The sequence below is a fragment of the Streptomyces sp. ATCC 21386 genome (assembly GCF_018728545.1).
Classification (GTDB): Bacteria; Actinomycetota; Actinomycetes; order Streptomycetales; family Streptomycetaceae; genus Streptomyces.
In genome coordinates this window covers 2,964,161-2,982,389 of sequence record NZ_JAAVVL010000001.1, presented here as the reverse complement: position 1 = coordinate 2,982,389, position 18,229 = coordinate 2,964,161, and the positions used below count along the sequence as shown (strand labels likewise).

The 18,229-nt window shown below is 72.7% G+C and carries 20 protein-coding genes; 7 read left to right on the top strand and 13 right to left on the bottom strand.

Features of this window, described 5'->3' with window-relative positions; translation table 11 throughout:
• Positions 1–166: 166 nt before the first annotated feature.
• The 3 genes from GWK25_RS13005 to GWK25_RS12995 all read right to left on the bottom strand — a co-directional run bounded on the left by GWK25_RS13005 (position 167) and on the right by GWK25_RS12995 (position 1,867).
• Positions 167–718 (bottom strand): GNAT family N-acetyltransferase, encoded by a 552-nt coding sequence (locus GWK25_RS13005; protein WP_215450140.1) that lies wholly within the window; start codon positions 716–718, stop codon positions 167–169.
• A gap of 101 nt (positions 719–819) precedes the next feature.
• Positions 820–1,263: a DUF2267 domain-containing protein gene (locus tag GWK25_RS13000; protein ID WP_251828843.1), complete on the bottom strand. Its 444-nt coding sequence runs from the start codon at positions 1,261–1,263 to the stop codon at positions 820–822.
• Positions 1,264–1,432: 169 nt separating this feature from the next.
• A complete protein-coding gene (locus GWK25_RS12995) occupies positions 1,433–1,867 on the bottom strand; it encodes an Hsp20/alpha crystallin family protein (protein ID WP_215450137.1) in 435 nt (144 codons plus the stop codon).
• A 168-nt stretch (positions 1,868–2,035) separates the two neighbouring features.
• On the opposite strand from GWK25_RS12995, the gene GWK25_RS12990 reads away from it, so the two are divergent.
• Positions 2,036–2,716, top strand: a complete 681-nt coding sequence (locus tag GWK25_RS12990; protein WP_215450136.1) for a type III effector protein — start codon at positions 2,036–2,038, stop codon at positions 2,714–2,716.
• A gap of 91 nt (positions 2,717–2,807) precedes the next feature.
• Here GWK25_RS12990 and GWK25_RS12985 read toward each other — a convergent pair whose 3' ends face one another.
• A complete protein-coding gene (locus GWK25_RS12985) occupies positions 2,808–3,488 on the bottom strand; it encodes a HemK2/MTQ2 family protein methyltransferase (protein ID WP_215450135.1) in 681 nt (226 codons plus the stop codon).
• Between the two features lie 446 nt (positions 3,489–3,934).
• On the opposite strand from GWK25_RS12985, the gene GWK25_RS12980 reads away from it, so the two are divergent.
• Together GWK25_RS12980 and GWK25_RS12975 are read left to right on the top strand one after the other, a co-directional pair.
• The gene (locus GWK25_RS12980; RefSeq protein WP_215450134.1) at positions 3,935–4,357 is read left to right on the top strand and encodes a CBS domain-containing protein; all 423 of its coding nucleotides are present in this window, start codon (positions 3,935–3,937) and stop codon (positions 4,355–4,357) included.
• Between the two features lie 25 nt (positions 4,358–4,382).
• Positions 4,383–4,604 carry a DUF6480 family protein gene (locus GWK25_RS12975; protein WP_215450133.1) on the top strand — a complete coding sequence of 74 codons (222 nt, stop codon included), beginning with the start codon at positions 4,383–4,385 and terminating at the stop codon, positions 4,602–4,604.
• Positions 4,605–4,661: 57 nt separating this feature from the next.
• Here GWK25_RS12975 and GWK25_RS12970 read toward each other — a convergent pair whose 3' ends face one another.
• From GWK25_RS12970 to GWK25_RS12950, 5 genes are all read right to left on the bottom strand, one after another.
• Positions 4,662–5,123, bottom strand: coding sequence for an ATP-binding protein (locus GWK25_RS12970; protein WP_215450131.1), 462 nt, complete (start codon positions 5,121–5,123; stop codon positions 4,662–4,664).
• A 104-nt stretch (positions 5,124–5,227) separates the two neighbouring features.
• Positions 5,228–6,193 carry a YihY/virulence factor BrkB family protein gene (locus tag GWK25_RS12965; RefSeq protein WP_215450129.1) on the bottom strand — a complete coding sequence of 322 codons (966 nt, stop codon included), beginning with the start codon at positions 6,191–6,193 and terminating at the stop codon, positions 5,228–5,230.
• A 9-nt stretch (positions 6,194–6,202) separates the two neighbouring features.
• On the bottom strand, positions 6,203–6,628 hold the full coding sequence (locus GWK25_RS12960) for a DUF6003 family protein (RefSeq protein ID WP_215450127.1): 426 nt from the start codon (positions 6,626–6,628) through the stop codon (positions 6,203–6,205).
• A 95-nt stretch (positions 6,629–6,723) separates the two neighbouring features.
• Positions 6,724–7,467 (bottom strand): DUF1775 domain-containing protein, encoded by a 744-nt coding sequence (locus tag GWK25_RS12955; protein ID WP_215450125.1) that lies wholly within the window; start codon positions 7,465–7,467, stop codon positions 6,724–6,726.
• A gap of 168 nt (positions 7,468–7,635) precedes the next feature.
• On the bottom strand, positions 7,636–8,349 hold the full coding sequence (locus tag GWK25_RS12950) for a hypothetical protein (RefSeq protein WP_215450123.1): 714 nt from the start codon (positions 8,347–8,349) through the stop codon (positions 7,636–7,638).
• 257 nt (positions 8,350–8,606) lie between these two features.
• Here GWK25_RS12950 and GWK25_RS12945 point away from each other — a divergent pair, with 257 nt between their 5' ends.
• The 3 genes from GWK25_RS12945 (at position 8,607) to GWK25_RS12935 (ending at position 13,149) form a co-directional block, all read left to right on the top strand.
• Complete coding sequence (locus GWK25_RS12945) at positions 8,607–10,379, top strand: FAD-dependent oxidoreductase (RefSeq protein WP_215450121.1); 1,773 nt, start codon at positions 8,607–8,609, stop codon at positions 10,377–10,379.
• A gap of 102 nt (positions 10,380–10,481) precedes the next feature.
• On the top strand, positions 10,482–12,230 hold the full coding sequence (locus tag GWK25_RS12940; protein ID WP_215450120.1) for a SulP family inorganic anion transporter: 1,749 nt from the start codon (positions 10,482–10,484) through the stop codon (positions 12,228–12,230).
• Between the two features lie 133 nt (positions 12,231–12,363).
• Positions 12,364–13,149, top strand: coding sequence for an MBL fold metallo-hydrolase (locus GWK25_RS12935; protein ID WP_215450116.1), 786 nt, complete (start codon positions 12,364–12,366; stop codon positions 13,147–13,149).
• A 52-nt stretch (positions 13,150–13,201) separates the two neighbouring features.
• Here the strand turns inward: GWK25_RS12935 and GWK25_RS12930 are convergent, their stop codons facing one another.
• The 4 genes from GWK25_RS12930 to GWK25_RS12915 form a co-directional block, all read right to left on the bottom strand.
• Positions 13,202–13,897 (bottom strand): alpha/beta fold hydrolase, encoded by a 696-nt coding sequence (locus tag GWK25_RS12930; RefSeq protein WP_215450114.1) that lies wholly within the window; start codon positions 13,895–13,897, stop codon positions 13,202–13,204.
• A 118-nt stretch (positions 13,898–14,015) separates the two neighbouring features.
• Positions 14,016–14,927, bottom strand: a complete 912-nt coding sequence (locus GWK25_RS12925) for an alpha/beta hydrolase (RefSeq protein ID WP_215450112.1) — start codon at positions 14,925–14,927, stop codon at positions 14,016–14,018.
• 144 nt (positions 14,928–15,071) lie between these two features.
• A complete protein-coding gene (locus GWK25_RS12920; RefSeq protein WP_215450110.1) occupies positions 15,072–15,884 on the bottom strand; it encodes a VOC family protein in 813 nt (270 codons plus the stop codon).
• Between the two features lie 72 nt (positions 15,885–15,956).
• On the bottom strand, positions 15,957–16,622 hold the full coding sequence (locus GWK25_RS12915) for an SDR family NAD(P)-dependent oxidoreductase (protein WP_215450107.1): 666 nt from the start codon (positions 16,620–16,622) through the stop codon (positions 15,957–15,959).
• A 147-nt stretch (positions 16,623–16,769) separates the two neighbouring features.
• Here GWK25_RS12915 and GWK25_RS12910 point away from each other — a divergent pair, with 147 nt between their 5' ends.
• Positions 16,770–18,146, top strand: a complete 1,377-nt coding sequence (locus tag GWK25_RS12910) for an MFS transporter (RefSeq protein WP_215450104.1) — start codon at positions 16,770–16,772, stop codon at positions 18,144–18,146.
• The last annotated feature ends 83 nt before the right edge of the window (positions 18,147–18,229 follow it).

The following is an 18,229-nucleotide window of genomic DNA, read 5'->3' as shown; positions in this document are numbered from 1 at the left end:
GGGACGGTCGGAGCAGGTCTCGACGGATCGGGCGCGCCCCGGAGAGCGGGGTTCAGCGGGCACGGTCTCGACCAGGAGGCGCGGTTCGGCGGGCGCGTTTCAGAGGGCACGGCCCAGCGGACGCGCCTCAGCGGGCGCGGTTCAGAGGGCGCGCCCGGGCCCGGTGTCAGAGGGCGAGGCTCATCAGGATCGCGTCCCGGTCGTCGCCCGGCGCGATCCGCAGCGCGCCGGGCCAGCGGCCGACCTCCACCCAGCCGACCTTGCGGTAGAAGTCCTCCAGCCCCACGCCACCCCGTGCGGAGAGCGAGAGCCGCTCCAGACCCATCTCGTCCCGCGCGATGTCACGCACGCGGTGCATCAGGGCGACGCCGATGCCCCGGCCCCGATGGCGCGGGCTCGTCTGGACGTGGTTGACCGTGCCGCAGTGCGCGCCCAGGGGGTGCGGTTCACGGCGCAGGATCAGCCAGCCCGCGAACGTGCCGCCGACGGTGGCGACGAGCAGTCTCCCGTGCCCCGGGTGCAGTCGGCCGACGAGCCCGTCGACCACGGGGGCGACGTCCCGCGCGGTGACCGGCAGCGGGGGAAACTCGGTGGCGAGCACGGCACCGCCCGCGTTGGCCACCTCCGCCCAGCAGTCGATGATCTCGCGCCTGAGGTCACCGCCGACCTCACCGGGACAGGTCAACTGCCGCAACTCCACGACTTCGCACACCGTCATGCCCCTCAGCCTCCCAGAGCGGCGGGGCCGGCACACGTCCATGAGGGGCCGGTCCGCCGGGGTTCGGAAGGCCGTCTCAGGTTCAGAGGGTCGTTGCAGGTTCAGAGGGTCGTCGTGCCGGTCGGGGCTCCCGCGGAGGCCAGGGCGGCCGTGGGCGCCGGGGGGAGTTCGGCCCGGCCGAAGAGCAGGGCGTAGCCGGGTGGGAGCTGGGCGAGGATGCGGTCGAGGAGGTCGTCGCCCGCGAGTTGGGCGACGATCCGCAGGACGGTGCCGGTGTCCCAGCGGGTCGTGGCCGCCGTACCACCCGTACGTGACGCCAGGTCCTTGACGAAGCCCCAGCCGGTGACGGATTCGGTGTCGGGGATCTCCGCCGTGAAGCAGAGAGCGGCCTCATGCGGCAGCCTGGCCGCGAGTTCCACGCGCTCGTCGCCGGTGAGCCGGCGGCCGAAGGCGGCCAGGACGGTGCGCACGGCCTCCTCGGCGCGTGCGCGGGTGGGGTAGGCGCCTTCGTAGCGCACTCTCTCCAGCATCTGCTCGAACGTCATGCCCACGGTGTGCCGGCACGGCTCTTGCAGGGTGAACATCGTGAAGCGGTCGCCTTTCTCGTCCGAGGGTCGAAGGGGGTGGAGGGGGGTGAAGGGGAGCGCGAGCGGTGGTGAGGGTCGCGAGCGAGGCGGCGGCCCGGGGCGCTCGCCCGGGCCGCCGACAGGAGACTCAGCCCCTGATCTCCCGGTGCGTGGTGCCGCCGCCGATCGCGACCTTGCGGGGCTTGGCGCGCTCGGCGATCGGGATCCGCAGGGTCAGGACACCCGCGTCGTAGTCCGCCTTGATGTGCTCGGTGTCCAGGGTGTCGGCCAGCACGACCTGGCGGGAGAAGACACCCAGGGGCCGCTCGGAGAGCTCCATCTGCACGTCGTCCGCCTTGGTGACGGGGCGCCGCTCGGCCTTGACGGTCAGCATGTTCCGCTCGACGTCGACATCGATCGCGTCCGGGGACACACCGGGCAGGTCGAGGGCGATCACGTACTCCTCGCCCTCGCGGTAGGCGTCCATCGGCATCGCCGAGGGGCGCGACCAGGTGCCGGTCGTGTTCAGGAGCTGCTGGGTGAGGCGGTCCAGCTCACGGAACGGATCGGTGCGCATCAACATCGTCAAACACCTCCAGTGTTCGGGTCAGGCACGTTCCTGCCAATGCGTTTCACCTGCCTTCGTTGTAACATGTCATCCAAGTGATGACAAGCGGAAAGTCGTCGAGGTGATGACATCTCCTACGATCACCTCGGCCGACCCCTCGGAAGACACCGCACTGGAGGGCCCATGAACAGCGCCGATCAGCCCGCCTCCGACCCCGGCGGCCTCACGCCCACGTCCTTCCTCGCGGCCGCCGCGGCCCTGGACACGATCCACGAGGCCCTGCACACGGCCCGGACGCCCCAGGACGAGGCCCGGCCCGAACCCGACCCTGCCAGCTCGCAGCAGGCGCTCGCCGCGCTCCTGATGCTCCGTGAGGCACGGGATCAACTCGCCGAGTGGGAAGCGGGTCTGATCGAGGCGGCACGGGAGGCGGGCGCCAGCTGGGCCGACCTCGCCCACCCCCTCGGCGTCTCCAGCCGTCAGGCGGCCGAGCGCCGCTACCTGCGGGTACGGCCCGGACGGCCCGGTTCCACCGGCGAACAGCGCGTACAGGCCACCCGCGACCGCCGCGCCGCCGACCGCACCGTCACCACCTGGGCCCGCGCCAACGCCGCGGACCTGCGCGGGCTCGCGGGGCGGATCACCGCGCTGACCGATCTCCCCGCCGCCGCCCGCACGCCCCTCGGCGAACTCACCGCCGCCCTCGCCGACGACGACGCCGCCGCCCTCATCGCCCCCCTGGCGGACACGCACAGCTATCTGGCTCCGGGCCACCCCGACATCGCGGCCCGCGTCGACGACATCACCCGCCACACCGACCGGCTCCGCCGCGCCAGCAGCGACCAGCGCCAGAGCAGGACGTGACCGGCTCCCGTCGCGCACGACGGGAGCCGGGGAGGGACGAAGATGTCGGGGCCGAGGGTATGGCGATGGGCCCTGGTGGCGTACCCCTTCGTCAGGGGCGTTCCGCGCGGATGACCACCAGCTCCTCCTGGTCGTCGCCCTCGCCGATCAGGCCCTGGCGGACGAGCCAGGGGCGGCGGGCGCGCAGTACCGGGCCGTAGGGCACCTCGGCGCGGTCGACGACCGAGGCACGCAGTCCGCCGTCCTCGAGGTTTCGCAGCGTGGTGTCGGTGCCGCACAGGGCCGAGTGGACGACCAGCAGAGCCCCGCCCGGGCGGAGCATCCCGGGTGCCGCCACGCAGAGGCGGTCGACGAAGACACGGCCGTCCCGGCCGGCCTCCCATGCCCGGCTCGGCCCCCCGCCCGGTATCCGGTCGGCGGGCGAGGGCACATAGGGCGGATTGCTGATCACCAGGTCGTACCTGCGCCCCGCGACCGCCGTGGTGAGGTCGCCGTGCCGGACGCGCACGCGCCGCCGGGCGAGCAGCGCGTTGACGCGCGTCGTGAACACGGAGAGCCATGAGATGTCGACGGCGGTCACCCGGGCACCCAGACGCGCCGCCTGTACGGCGACGGCACCGCTGCCGGTCCCCAGGTCGAGCACGTCGGTGGACGAGTCCACGCCTTCTCGGCACAGGGCGCGTGTGAGCAACTCCGTGTCCCACTGCGGTGCGTACACACCCGGCGGGGTGAGGAACAGCGTCGACGTCGACACCAACGTGAGCGCCGCCATCCGGTCACCTCCGTCTTGCTTGCTTCTCGGGTATCACCCGCATCGCGCGTACCACCTGTATCGCGGGTACGACCTCTCGGCTACGGGTGATCCGGCTGCTGACCCGGCGGCACTCCTCCCCCCTTGCCACCGCCCTTGTCGCCCTTGTCCGTGCCGTGGGATGGCCGCCGCGCTTGGTCTCCGACTGCCGCGCCTTCAGCTCGGCGCTGTCCTGCGGTGTGGCACCGCCCTTGTCGCTGCGCCGCTGTTCCGGCTGCTGCGGATTGGACATCCGTGACACCTCGCTCACTTCCGGGTGGTTGAGCTCACTTCAGGGGTGTGTGAGACGGACGGGTGCCCATGGGAAGGCATCCGAAGCAACCGTGTGGAGTTTTGTCGGTTATGGGTACTCGCGAGACCGAGCGGCGGTGAAGGTGCCGTCCCACTCCGCGGAGGGATGGGTTCCCATGACTCAGCATGTCAGCGACCTGATGACAAGCGCCCCGGTGACCGTCGAACCGCAGACGTCGGTGGTGACCGTGGCCCGGATGATGCGGGACGAGGACATCGGCGCCGTCCTGGTCACCGAGGGCGATCGGCTGCGGGGGCTGGTCAGCGACCGCGACCTGGTGGTCCGCACGGTGGCCGAGGGCGGCGACCCGAGCCGGACGACCGTGGCGGACGCGTGCAGCGACGACCTCGTCACGGTCGGCCCGGACGACGACGTGCGCCGTGCGGTGGAACTGATGCGGGAGCACTCGGTCCGCCGGATGCCGGTCGTCGACGAGGAGCAGCACCCGGTGGGCATCGTCTCCCTCGGGGACCTGGCCATCGAGCGCGACCCCGAGTCGGCCCTGGGCGACATCAGCTCCACGAAGCCCAACAAGTAGCGCGTCCGCCGAAGGAGCGTGTGCCATGACGACTTCTGATCCCGGCCCCCGACGGATGCCGGGAGCCGACGCCCGCCGTGGTGTGCCGCCCGGTGAGACCCCACCGGGCGAAGGGGGGACCTACGGCATCTCCCACCCGGAGCCGCCCGCACCGCGCAAGGGATGGGGGTCGCTGTCCCTCGCCCTGATCCTGCTGCTGGCAGCACTGATAGTGATCGGACTCGTCGGTATGGCCGTGGTCCTCTGACGTCCGTCCGCCGGGCTTCGCCGACGTCCGTCGCCGCGAACCACCGTTCCCCGCGCGCTACCGGCCGCCACCGGACGGATCGGCCAGGGCGATCCGGGCCGTGATGCGCTTGCCGACCGGCTCCCGCTCGACGAAGAGGTCCTCGGCGACGGCCTTGACGATCTCCAGCCCGTGCTGTCCGATCCGGTCGGGGTCGGCGGCCTGCGCGGCGGGCACCGTGGGATCGCTGTCCCATACGACGATGTCCACGCTGTCGGTGGTGACCCGCAGCTCCAGGAGCACCGGCCCGGGGGCGTACTTGCGGGCGTTGGTGACCAGTTCACTGACCACCAGCTGGGTGAGGTCCCGCACCCGTGCCGAGACGGGCAGATGGTGATCGGCGTGGGCACGGTCGAGGAAGGCGAGAGCGTGGTGGCGGGCATCGGCGATGCAGCCGTCCTCGCCACCCAGGGCGTATCCGGCGCGCATCAGATAGGTGTCCGGCCCGCTGCAGCCGTCACCGTCGGCATTCGATCCCACGTGTCCCGCCCTCATTCCCCCCTCACATACGCGCCCGTACCCGCGATGGTCCCATGCATGCCTCCCACGTCGGCCGCCGGAGCCGCCCGGTCCCGGGCCGGGCATCACGGCCCCGGCCCGGGATCGGGTCGTACGGCCTCGGTGATGCCGGCGCGGGCCGCTTCGAGTTGGGCGGCGAACGCGATGCCCAGGAACAGCGCCACGCCCGTCAGGTTGGCCCACAGCAACAGGGCGACGAACGCCGTCAGGGGCCCGTACACGGCGCCGAAGGACCCGCTCTTCGCGACGTAGAGCGCCAGTAGCCAGGTGGCCGTGACCCACAGGACCAGGTGGACCGCCGAGCCGAACGCGAGCCAGGTGTAGCCCGGTTGGTCCCTGCGCGGAGCCCAGCGGAAGATCACCGCCGACGCGACCCAGGCGAGCAGGACGCCCAGCGGCACTTCGAGCGGGCCCCACCGGTCGAGCCACTCCCGCGACCCGCCGAGGGCCTCCACCACCGCGTTCCCCACGGCGTCCCCGGCGACCAGCGCGAGGAAGCCCAGCACCATCGGCATGCCCGCGGCGAGCGCGAGGAGCAGGGCCCGCCCGTACTTGGCGAGGAAGGGCCGGTCGCGTTCGATGCCGTAGATGCGGTTGGCGCCCCGCTCCACCTGCCCCATCGCCGAGGCGAGGTTGAGCAGGGCGAAGGCGAGTCCCAGCCACATGGCGACGGCGTTCCAGACGCCGGAACCGGCGCTGCGCGTGGTGGTGTCCAGCGCGTCCTCGACCAGGCTCGCGCTGGCGCCCGGCACGATCCGGCCCACGGTGAGTTCGATGATCCGCCCCACGCTCTCCGTGTGCACGGTCGTGGCCACGCCGACCAGCGCGATGGTGAACGGCACCAGGCCCAGCACCACCTGGAACGCGAGCGAACGGGAGTGGCTGAAACCGTCCGCGTAGCGGAACCGCGCGAACGCGTCGAGGAGCAGCCGGCGGCCGCCGTAGCGCCTCAGCGCGGTCAGCGCCTCGTCGCCGGAGAGTTCCTCCCCGATCATGTCCCGCGTCTGCGGGACGTGGACCACGGTTCCCATCGCGACGACTCAGCCGTTCGCCGCGGCCGTCACCGTGGCGGGGTCCATCCCCGTCAGCTCGACGATGCGGTGCGGCGGCACGCCCGCGGCCAGGGCGCGGCCGATCAGGCCGTCCCGGCCGTCCGCGCAGTCGCGGTAGGCGAGCAGTTCCTCCTCGATCCGGGCCAGCGGCTCCGGTGCCAACCGGTGGCGGACCCGGCTCAGTTCCTCGTCGCTCAGCGGGACGGGCACCCGCTCCGCGCCCTCGGGGATGGCGGCCGTCTCCTCCGGCGGCAGCAGGCGCAGGCGCGCGGAGGTCGGCGTGGTCCCGTGGGCGTCCAGCCACGCGCGGACCGCGGGCGTCTCCATGCACGCGAGGTCCTCGACGGCGGCGGGGGCCACGCCGAGCGGTACGGACTCGTCGTCGAGCAGGAACAGATAGGCGTCGTCGGTCATCCTCAATCCTTTCCCCACGGCTGTTGACCGACATCCGCATACCCCCTCCCGGCCGATTCACCGTCCGGCCGCCGCCGCCTCGGACGGGGCCGGTGTCAGGCGGTTCCGCCGCGGCGGCCGCGCAGCCACCACACTCCGCCGCCGACCGCCACGAGGACGACCGCACCGATGCCCAGTGGCACGGCCGGGGAGAGACCGTCGTCGCCGTCCGTGCCGGCCGCCGCGGGCTCCGCCGACGGCGTCCCGGCCTCCGGCTCCGCCGTGGCCCCCTTCGTGGGGGCGGCCGTCGTGGGCTCTTCGGAGGGGGTGGGCGTGGGGCTGACGAGCTTCGCGCCGGGCGCGGCGGCCTTCAGGTCCAGGCGGGGTGCCGGGTGGCCGTGGTGGCCGTCTCCGGACTCCTCCTCCAGTTCGATCCAGCGGTCCACCTTGCCGTCGCTGTAGGACTGCAGGGTCTTGAAGACCAGCGACTTCGCGTCGGGCAACTGCCGTACGGTGACGACGTACTCGACGTCCTCCCCCACCGCCTGCTTCTCGCCCGAGACGGTGTAGCCCCGGTCGGTGGGGCTGAGCTTCCAGCCGTCGGGGCCCTTCTCGTAGGTGATGTCGGCGGGGGCGATGCCCTCGGGCAGGATCACCTCCAGCTTGGTGATGCCGGCCGTGGTGGACTCCGACGCGGCGGAGAAGGTCAGTTCGACGTTCTGGTCGAGGGCGCGGGCCCCCTTCGCCTCGACGTCGGCGTGGGCCGCGGCGGGCCCCGCGACGGCGACGACGGCCGCGAGGGCGACGGCGGTGAGGGCGCCGGATCGACGCAGGGTGCGCTGCAGGGTGGAGCGATGCACGGGAAACTCCCTTGAGTGGACGGGCTGTTGGCGTGGCGGGACACGGGGCAGCCCCGGCGTGCGCGGATCGGCCGGTGCCGATCGTCGCGCTCAGGGGTGCGGCGTGTGTCCGGGGCGTGGAGCCGACAGCGCGTCGTGCTCGCGGGCGCCCCCGGAAACCGGCTGTCGTCAGACGGCGACAGCGGTCCCGGCCGGTGGCCCCCGGGAGGTGATCGCGTGGATGAGGAGGTAGCGGCGCGGCCCGCCGTCGCCACGGGCGCGGTGGGCGCGGGCCGGCGGACGCTGCGCCGGGGCGGACGGTCCGAGGAGCAGGCGGAGCGGCGCGGTCAGCCAGCCGGCGAGCGCCCGCAGGATGCGGAACGCGGCACGCTCACCGTGGGCGAGCCAGAGACCGCACAGCAGCGCGGCCAGCAGATGGGCGGCGAGCATGCCCGTCGAGGGCAGGCCGCCCATGACGTGCTCCAGCCCGTGTGTGACCGCCGCGCCCAGGTGGTCGGTCGACGGCGCGGTGGGCGGGGCTCCCGTCGTGTGGTCCATCGGCGCCATGGCGGACCGGGCGGGCAGGGCGCCCGTCGCGTGGCCGGACACGTCCGTGGCCGGGCCCGTGGCACCCCGGGGATGCCGCACCACCGCGTGGGCGAGCGAGAACGTCGCGTGGAGGAAGGCCTGCGCGGCGACCGTGGCGGCGCCGACCAGTACGGGTCCGCGCTCCCTGGCACCCGACCACCAGGCCGCGCCGCCGGTGGCCGCCGCCCCCGCGACCATGGCCCACCAGGGCACCGCGGTCCCCGACATCAGGACGTGCCCGAGGGAGGTGAGCAGCACGCAGACGGCCGCGAACACGGCGGCCCTGAGCGTGCGGGAACACCCCCCAGCGGTCATCGCGCCCCATCCTCGCAGTCCTGGTCTCATGCGTCACGAGAGGGTACGTGCACGCCCCTGGCCTGCCACTCAATCCGGCCGCGGTGACGCACACCACACCGGCCGCGAAAGAGTCGGGGCGAGGGGCGAGAGGGACGGCCGCGGTGGTCCGACGCGGATCAAGCCAAAGTGGCCCCGGCGGCGTCGGTCGTCTTTCGGGATCGGTGTGGCGCTCCTATCTTCGTACGCCAACGGTTACCGACGGTAAGGGGTGGGCGATGGACGCGTTGGGCGGCACCACACGCAGAGGGTTCCTGGGTACGGCGACGGCCGCCGGTGGCGCCGTCGCCCTCGGCACCGCGCCGCGGGCGGAGGCGCGGGAAGAGGCCGCGCCACACACCGTGGCGGTCCTGGGCGGGGGCGTCGCCGGTCTCACGGCGGCGCACGAACTCGCCGAACGCGGCTTCCAGGTGACGGTGTACGAACGCAAGGCGCTCGGCGGCAAGGCCCGCAGCATGGACGTACCGGGCAGCGGCACGGGCGGCCGTGCCCCGTTGCCCGGGGAGCACGGCTTCCGCTTCATCCCGGGGATCTATCACAACCTGCCCGACACCATGCGCCGCATCCCCTTCCCGGGCAACGCCCATGGCGTGCACGACAACCTCGTCGCCCCCAAGGAGATGCTGTTCGCCCGGTCCGGCGGCCGCGAGGACATCAGGATCCCGCTCCCCTGGCCGGACAACAGCCCCGCCGAACTCACCCCCGACGAGATCCGCCGGGCCGTCACCTCGGTGCTGGACACCGCCTTCAACCTCCCCCTGCACGAGGCCCTCTACTTCGCCAACCGCTTCCTGGTCTTCCTCACCAGCTGCGACGAACGCCGCGACGAGACGTGGGAGCGGACACCGTGGTGGGAGTTCGTACGGGCCGGGCAGATGTCGTACGACTACCAGCGCATCCTCGCCGTCGGCATCACCCGCAACATCGTGGCCACCAAGGCGGAGGAGGCCAGCACCCGTACGGTCGCCACCCTGCTGGAGGCCTTCGCCTTCAACCTGCTGGGGCGGGGCGCGGACGGCCCGCTGGACCGGATCCTCGACGCACCCACCAACGAGGCCTGGATCGACCCGTGGGTGACGTATCTGCGATCCCTCGGAGTCGAGTTCCGGATCGGCTGGACGGTACGGGACCTGACCCTGGACGGGGGCCGGATCGGCGCGGCCGTCATCGAGGATCCGGCGGGCACCCGGCGCACCGTCACCGCCGACCACTACATCTCGGCCATGCCGGTCGAGCACGCCCGACGCACCTGGAACCCGGCCGTGCGCGCGGCCGACCCCCAGCTCGCCGCGTGCGACCGGCTGCAGACCGACTGGATGACCGGCATCCAGTTCTATCTGACCGAACGCACGCCGATCCTGCACGGCCATCTCGACCTCATCGACTCCCCCTGGTCGCTGACGGCGATCGCGCAGGCGCAGCACTGGCCGGACCACGACTTCCCCGCCGACTTCGGGGACGGCACGGTCGCGGACTGCCTCTCCGTGGACGTCTCCGAGTGGGACCGGCCGGGCATCCTGTACGGGAAGACGGCCAAGCAGTGCACCCGCGCCGAGGTAGCCCGCGAGGTGTGGGCGCAGCTGAAGGCCGCGCTCAACGACACCGGCCGTACGGTCCTGAAGGACTCCGTGCTGCACTCCTGGTTCCTCGACCCGGCCGTGGACGGACTCGGCACCCCGAACCCGGTCAACGAGGAGCAGTTGCTGATCCATCCGACGGGGACCTTCCACCACCGCCCGCGCTCGGCCACGAAGATCCCCAACCTCTTCCTGTCCGGCGACTACGTGGCCGTACCCATCGACCTGGCGACGATGGAGGGCGCCAACACCTCCGCCCGGCAGGCGGTCAACGCCCTGCTGGACCGGATCGGTTCGTCCGCCCAGCGGTGCACCGTCACCCCGCTGTACCGGGCACCCGAGTTGGAGGCGCTCAAGCGCCACGACCGGACCCGGTACCTCCTGCGGCTGCCGAACCTCTTCGACCTCGGCTGACGCCGACGTCCGGCAGGCCGACACCTCACCGTCCGCGCCGGGGTCCCGGCCGTTCGCGTGCCACGCTGTGCGGGGTGCCGGGACGGAAGGACGGGGCGGTCTGTGACAACGCAGCGCGAGAGTCGAGGGCTGCTCGCCCGGGTACGGGCGGTCCCCGGGGTCCGGGCGGTGTCGTCCTACCGGCGCGAGTGGCTGGTCAAGGACCTGGTCGCGGGGGTCGTCCTGACCACGCTGCTGGTCCCGCAGGGCATGGCGTACGCCGAGCTGGCGGGTCTGCCGCCCATCACCGGCCTCTACACGACGGTGCTCTGTCTGCTCGGGTACGCGGTGTGCGGGCCGTCCCGGATCCTGGTGCTGGGCCCGGACTCCTCGCTCGGGCCGATGATCGCCGCCACCGTGCTGCCCCTGGTGGCGGCGGACGGGGACCCGGACCGGGCGGTCGCGCTGGCGTCGATGCTCGCGCTCATGGTGGCGGCCGTCATGATCCTGGCGTCGGTGGCGAAGCTCGGTTTCGTCGCCGACCTGATCTCCAAGCCGACGATGATCGGCTACATGAACGGCCTGGCGCTGACCATCCTGATCGGTCAGCTGCCCAAGCTGCTCGGCTTCAAGGTGGAGGCGGACAGCCTGCTCGGCGAGTGCGCCGGGTTCGTCCGGGAACTCGCCGACGGGGCGGCGGTGCCGGCCGCCGCCGCGGTCGGCTGCGGCGGGATCGCCGTCATCCTGGTGCTGCAGCGATTCCTGCCGAAGGTCCCCGCGGTGCTCGTGATGGTGGTCCTGGCGATCGCCGCGGCCACGGCCTTCGACCTCGGCGAGCGCGGCGTCAGCCTGGTCGGCGAACTGCCCGAGGGTTTCCCGCCGTTCACGATCCCCGAGATCCGGCTCTCCGACCTCGTGCCGCTCCTCGGCGGTGCGCTGGGCATCGCCCTGGTGTCCCTGACCGACACGATCTCCAACGCGTCGGCCTTCGCCGCCCGCACGGGGCAGGAGGTCCGCGGCAACCAGGAGATGGCCGGGGTCGGGGTCGCGAATCTGGCGGCCGGCCTCTTCCAGGGCTTCCCGGTCAGCACGAGCGGGTCCCGGACGGCCGTGGCGGAGCGCGCGGGGGCCAGGAGCCAGCTCACCGGGGTCGTCGGAGCGGCGCTGATCGTCCTCATGCTGGTGCTGGTCCCCGGCCTCTTCCGCGATCTGCCGCAGCCGGCGCTCGCGGCCGTGGTCATCACCGCGTCGCTCTCCCTGTCCGACGTGCCGGGGGCGGTACGGCTGTGGCGGCAGCGCCGAGCGGAGTTCCTGCTCTGCCTCGCGGCCTTCCTGGGCGTGGCGCTGCTGGGCGTACTGCCCGGGATCGCCGTCGCCGTGGCGTTGTCCGTCCTCAATGTCTTCCGGCGTGCCTGGTGGCCGTACAACACCGTCCTGGGGCGGGTGCCCGACCTGGAGGGCTACCACGACGTCCGCTCCTACCCGCGGGCCGGGCAGCTGCCGGGGCTGGTGATCTACCGGTTCGACGCGCCGCTCTTCTTCGCCAACGCCAGGACCTTCCGCGACGAGGTCAGGCGCCTGGCGGCCGCCGAGCCGCGGCCGAGCTGGATCGTGATCGCGGCGGAGCCCATGACCGACGTGGACACCACCGCCGCCGACGTGCTGGAGGAACTCGACGAGGAGCTCAACGCCCGGCATGTGCACCTGGTGTTCGCCGAGCTCAAGGACCCCGTACGCCGCAAGATCGAACGCTACGGCCTCACGCGCACCATCGACCCCGGGCACTTCTTCCCCACCGTCGAGTCCGCGGTGGCCGCGTACCGCCTGCGCACCGGGGCGGACTGGGGTCCGCCGCCCGCCGACGAGGGATGAGGCCGGGGGCCTTGCCGTACCCGGGCCCAGGGCCGACCCGTACGCTGTGCGCCGGGCCTCCCCCGGAGGCCGTGGAGCGGGCGCGCCCTGTGCGTGCTCGTCTCTCCCCGACACCCCCGAAGGCGGTACGGCCGTGAAGGTGCACCACCTCAACTGCGGGACGATGCTCCCGCTCACCGGCGCGCTGGTGTGCCACGTCCTGCTGGTCGAGGCGCCGGGCGGACTGGTGCTGGTGGACTCCGGGTTCGGGCTGAGCGACATCGCCGAGCCCGGCCGTCGGCTGGGGCCCTCCCGGCGTCTGATCAGACCCGTACTCCGGGCCGAGGAGACGGCGGCGCGTCAGGTCGAGGCCCTCGGGTTCCGGCGGGAGGACGTGCGGCACATCGTCGTCACCCACTTCGACCACGACCACATCGGCGGCATCTCCGACTTTCCCGGCGCCCAGGTCCACACGACCGCGGCCGAGGTCCTGGGGGCGATGGTCTCCCCGTCCCGCCGGGAGCGGTCGCGGTACCGGTCGGCGCAGTGGGCCCACGGGCCGAAGATCGTCGAGCACACGCCGGACGGCGAGGCGTGGCGTGGCTTCGCCGCCGCCAAGGAACTGGACGCCGTCGCCCCGGGTGTCGTCCTGGTGTCCCTGCCGGGGCACACCCGCGGTCACGCCTGCGTCGCGGTCGACACCGGAAGCGGCTGGATCCTGCACGCGGGTGACGCGTTCTTCCACCGGGGGACGATCGACGGTCACGCCCCCGTCCCCCGTGCCCTGCGGGCCATGGAGAACCTGCTGGCGTACGACCTGAAGCAGGTGCGCGCCAACCACGCCCGCCTCGCCGAACTGCACCGCCGCCGCGACGAGGACCTGACCGTCGTCAACGCGCACGACCCCGTCCTGTACGAGCGCGCCCGCACCGCGCGCTAGCCACGGCACCGCGCGGGCCGTCCCGGGCCGCCGTGGAAAGGGCGCGCGGCCGTCAGATCCAGCCGTCGAGGGACGTCATGAAGCCGTCGAAGTCGTCCCGGTGGATGGTGTGGCCCGCTCCGGGGACCGTACGGACCGCGAAGCCGTCGGACCTGAGCCGCTCGGCGTCCTCGGGGCCGACCAGGTGACTGGGGTCGGCGAGTTGGAGGAGGGAGGGGACCACGAGCCGGTCGGGGACGAAGCCGGTGAGCGGGCGGCCGCCGAGGAAGTGGGCGGAGCCGGCGTCCCAGGCGGCCAGGGTGGCCATCTCGATGTCGACATCCTCGGGGTCCCAGCGCGGGTTGAGCGCGGCCGTCTGGGCGCGGGTGGCGCGTTTGAACGAGGCGAACACCTCGGGGCCGACGCGACGGTCGGGGTCGGCCGACGACCAGGCGGGGTCCGAGTAGACCGCGCGCCGGGGCCGCAGCCGATCGACGGCGAGGGAGAGGGCGAGCCCGCCCAGGGAGTGCCCCAGGGCCAGGTCGGCCTGTCGGGGCAGGGTGTCGACGAGGTCGTCGGCGAAGAGCCGCGCGCTGTACTCGCCGCGCGGTGACAGCCCGTGGCCGCGCAGGTCCACGGCGATCACCCGATAGCCGCGGTCCGCGAGCGCCGGGGCGACCCGACGCCAGGTGCGGGAGTCGGACATGATGCCGTGGACAAGCAGGGCGATCCGCTCGCCGGCGCCCCATTCCCGGGTGTGCAACCGCACGTCGTACCTTTCGTCGATCCGGTGTGGGTCCGGCCGGACAAGCGGCCGCTCCCGAGGACGCGCGGCCCTCGGAAGCGGCCGCCGTCCAGGGCGAGCCGTCGTCGAGTGCGAACCGTCGTCAGGCCGCGTCGGGGACCGTCGCGTCCAGGGCGGTGCGCAGGGTCGTGGCCATCAGGTCGATCGCCTCCTTGCCCGCCGGCACCGGGCCGGTGTGGGTGAAGTAGTGGTCGACGCCCTCGAAGACACGGTGGGTGACCGGGACCCCGGCGGCTGCCAGGGCCTCGGCGTAGGCGTCGCCCTCGTCGCGCAGGCGGTCGTTCTCGGCGGTGATGACGAGGGCGGGCGGCAGTCCGGCGAGGTCGTCGGCGAGTCCGGGTGAGGCCAGCGGGTCGGCGAGGTCCGCAGGATCCGGGACGTAGGCGGCGGTGAAGATCCGCATGAGCTGCGGGCTGAGCAGCGGTTTGGCGATGCGGGACCGCTTGGTGGCCGGGTCGGCGACCAGGTCGAGCGGCGCGGAGTCGATGATCTGGAGGCGGGGTGTGAAGGTGCCCCGGGCTCGGGCCGTCCGGCATACCCCGGCGGTCAGGTTGGCCCCCGCGCTGTGTCCTCCGACGGCGATCCGCGAGCCGTCCCAGCCGTGGGCGTCGCCGTTCTCCGCGATCCACTCGACGACGTCGTAGGCCTGGGTGACGGCGGTGGGGAAGACGCGCTGCGGGGCGACGGCGTAGTCCACGTTGACGACGACACAGCCGGCCGTGGCGGCGATGTGACGGCAGATGTGGTCGTCCTGCTCGGGGCGGGCCACGATGAAGCCGCCCCCGTGGAAGTTGACGTAGACGGGCGCGGGGGTCGGGGTGGTCGTCGGCGGGCGGTAGACGGTGCAGTCGACCGGTCCGGCGCCCGTCTCCACCCGGAGGGTTTCCGTCCGCTTCGGGACGTCGGCGAAGCGCAGGTCCTGGTGGACACGGGTCATGACGCCGCTGAGCAGCAACTGCACCCCTCTGGCCTTGATTCTGGCACCGAACGACATGATCGCACCCACCCATCGCCCCAACATTGAATCAACAGGATTCCTGTTGATGGGATGATGGACGCCGATCGCGATTTCCGCAACGGTGAGCACGCCACCGTCTCGGAGACGGTGGCGTGGGAGGCGCGAAGGGGCCGCGAGGAGTCAGCTCTCGGCGGCGAGGAGGACGAAGTCCGCGTTCGACGGGTCGAGGCAGACGGCGAGCCGGCCGACGCCCGGCATGTCCTCGGGACCCATCTGCACGCTGCCGCCGTGCCCGGTGACCGCCGCCACGGCCGTGTCGCAGTCGGTGACGGCGAAGACGGGGTGCCAGTACGGCCGTCCGTCGTTCAGGGAGAGGTCCTCGGCCCGCAGCTGCATGAGGCCGCCCTGCATCCGCTCCTCGGGAAGCCCGGCGGGCGTGATGAGCGTGTACGCGCCCGCGTCGCCCGGCATCGGCATCTCACCGAACTGCCAGCCGAGGACGCCGCCGTAGAACTCCTTGGCGGCCGGGGCGTCCGTCGTGTACAGCTCCGTCCAGGTCAGCGAGCCGGGCTCGTCCGCGAGTTCGAAGCCCGCGTTCGTGCCCGGCTGCCAGACGGCGAACTGGCCGCCGAGCGGGTCGCTGTACTGGGCCATCCGGCCCCAGTCCCCGAGGTCCCTCGACGGCACCCGGACCGTGCCGCCGGCGCTCTCCACGGCCCGCGTCGTGGCGTCCGCGTCGGTGACGGTGTAGTAGATCATCCAGGCCGAGCGCGCGCCCTGCTCGGTGAGTTCGCCGAGCCCGCCGACGACCTTTCCGTCCTTGCGGAAGACTCCGCCCGAGCCCTCCGTCTCCTCCCCCTCGCCCTCGCCCTCGCCCATGGGCTCGTACTCCCAGCCCAGCACCGCCCGGTAGAAGGCGGCCGCGGCCGGCAGGTCGCGGACGCCGAGGTCCAGCCAGCAGGGGGAGCCGGGCGTCAGGTCAGTGGTGATCACGGGATTCCCCTTCGCGTTCTCGTTGCTGTGCCCTCAGCCTGACACCGCCCCCGGGCGTCCGCGCGCCGACCGTCAGGCGTCGAGGTCGTCGGCGAAGTGCCGGAAGCCATGGCGGTCGCGGTGGATGCCCCAGAGGGCGTCGGCGAGGACGGCCGGGTCCTTGCGGTGGTGCCCGGGGACGATCGCGCCGGGCACCACCAGCTGCGCGACATGGATGCCCTCGGCCCCGAGGGTGTCGTGCAGCAGGTGGCCGTACGCGCTCTCGGCGGCGAACGCGACGGACGTCCCCGCCCGGTCGGGGTGCGGGACCACGGCCGTGCCGCCGTTGACGAGCAGGATCGTGCCCCGACCGAGGGCGCGCATACCGGGCAGCACCTGCCGTACGGCGGCGACCGCGCCGTAGACGGAGAACTCGATCGGGCCGACCAGGTCGGTGTGGCTCGTCTCCAGCACCGGCAGCATGAAGTCCGGGTGCGGCAGCGGGCTGTACTGAAGGACCTCGATCGGCCCCAGCGCCGAGTGGGCCGCGTCGAGCGCGGCGGTGAGGGCCTCCGGGTCGCGTACGTCGGCCGCGAACCCCTGCGCGGTGACACCCTCGTCGGCGAGGCCGGCGGCGAGCGCCTTCGTGCGCTCGGGATCGCGGGCGACGAGCGCCACGGCGAACCCCTCACGGCCGAAGCGACGGGCGACGGCCGCGCCGAGACCCGGCCCGGCTCCGATGACGGCGATGGCGTTCATGACGTGCGTGCCTCCTGGCTCGACGGACTGACGGTCCCCACTGTCCCGGAGCCCTCCCCCGCGACCCAATGTTGTGCACTTTATTGACGACGTTGAGACATGCACCTAAGTTCGCAGTGTCCTTCCCCCCGCTCCAGGGAGACCGCGATGCCTTCGTCCCCCGTCGCCCCACCACCCCCGAACTCCGAAGGGGCCGAGCAGGCCGAACAGGCCGGGCGCACGCGACAGTTGCGCCGTGTGGCGCTGTCCGGGCTGCTGGGCACCGCCGTGGAGTTCTACGACTTCCTCGTCTACGGCACGGTCGCCGCGCTGGTGTTCGGCGAGTTGTTCTTTCCCGGCGCGGATCCGGCGGTGGGCACGATCGCCGCGTTCGGGACGTTCGCGGCGGGATACGTGGCCCGTCCGCTGGGCGGGATCGTGTTCGGGCACTTCGGTGACCGGCTGGGCCGTAAGTCGATGCTGCTGCTGACGATGGGGCTGATGGGCGGTGCGAGTTTCCTGATCGGTCTGCTGCCCACCTACGACACCATCGGAGTGTGGGCGCCGGTGCTGCTGATCACGCTGCGGGTGCTGCAGGGCATCGCGATCGGCGGTGAGTGGGGCGGTGCGACGCTGATGGTCGTCGAGCACGCCGGGGAGAAGCGGCGCGGGTTGTGGTCGAGCTTCACCCAGATGGGGGCACCCTTGGGTTCGCTGCTGTCGTCGCTGGTGGTCACCCTGGTGGTGGCGATGCCGCGGGAGGAGTTCGCGGCGTGGGGTTGGCGGGTGCCGTTCCTGTTGAGTGTGGTGCTGCTGGGGGTCGGGCTGTTCGTGCGGCTCAAGGTCGTGGAGAGTCCGCTGTTCACCCAGGTGAAGAAGGACCGGGCGCGGTTGCCGTTGCTGGATGTGGTGCGCCGGCCGCGGGCGCTGGTGCTGGCGGCGTGTGTGGGGATCGGCGCGTTCACGGCTCAGTCGCTGCTCACGAGTTATCTGATCGCGTACGCGACGGGGATCGGGTATCCGCGGCCCGAGGTGCTCAGGGCGTTGACGGTGTCGGCGGCGGTGGCGCTGGTGGTTCTGCCGTGCGCGTCGGCACTGTCGGACCGGGTGGGGCGCCGGCCGGTGGTCCTGGCGGGTGCGCTGGCCTCGGCGGCGCTGGCGTTTCCGGTGCTGGCGCTGGTGGACTCGCGCTCACCCGGGCTGCTGATCATGGCGGTGGTACTGGGGCACGGCATCGCGCAGTCGGTCATGTACGGACCGCTGGGGGCGTTGCTGACGGAGATGTTCGGGACGCGGGTGCGCTACACGGGGGCGTCGCTGGGCTATCAGCTCGCGACGCTGATCGGGGCGGGTTTCTCACCGATGATCGCGGGGAGCCTGGTGGCCGCGAACGGGGGTTCCAGCACGCCGGTGTCGTTGTTGATCTGCGGTGGTGCGGCCATCACGGCGGTGACGGTGTGGTTCGTGCGCGAGACGCACCGGGAGTCGCTGGGCGAGGACGAGGCGGCACACCAGGCCACCGCGAAGGAACAAGTGGCCTCCTAACCAGACGACGCCGGTCGGGGGGCGGACCGCGGCCCGCCAGGGGCGCGGGGACCTGCGCGAGAAGCCCCACCGGCCCGCAGCCG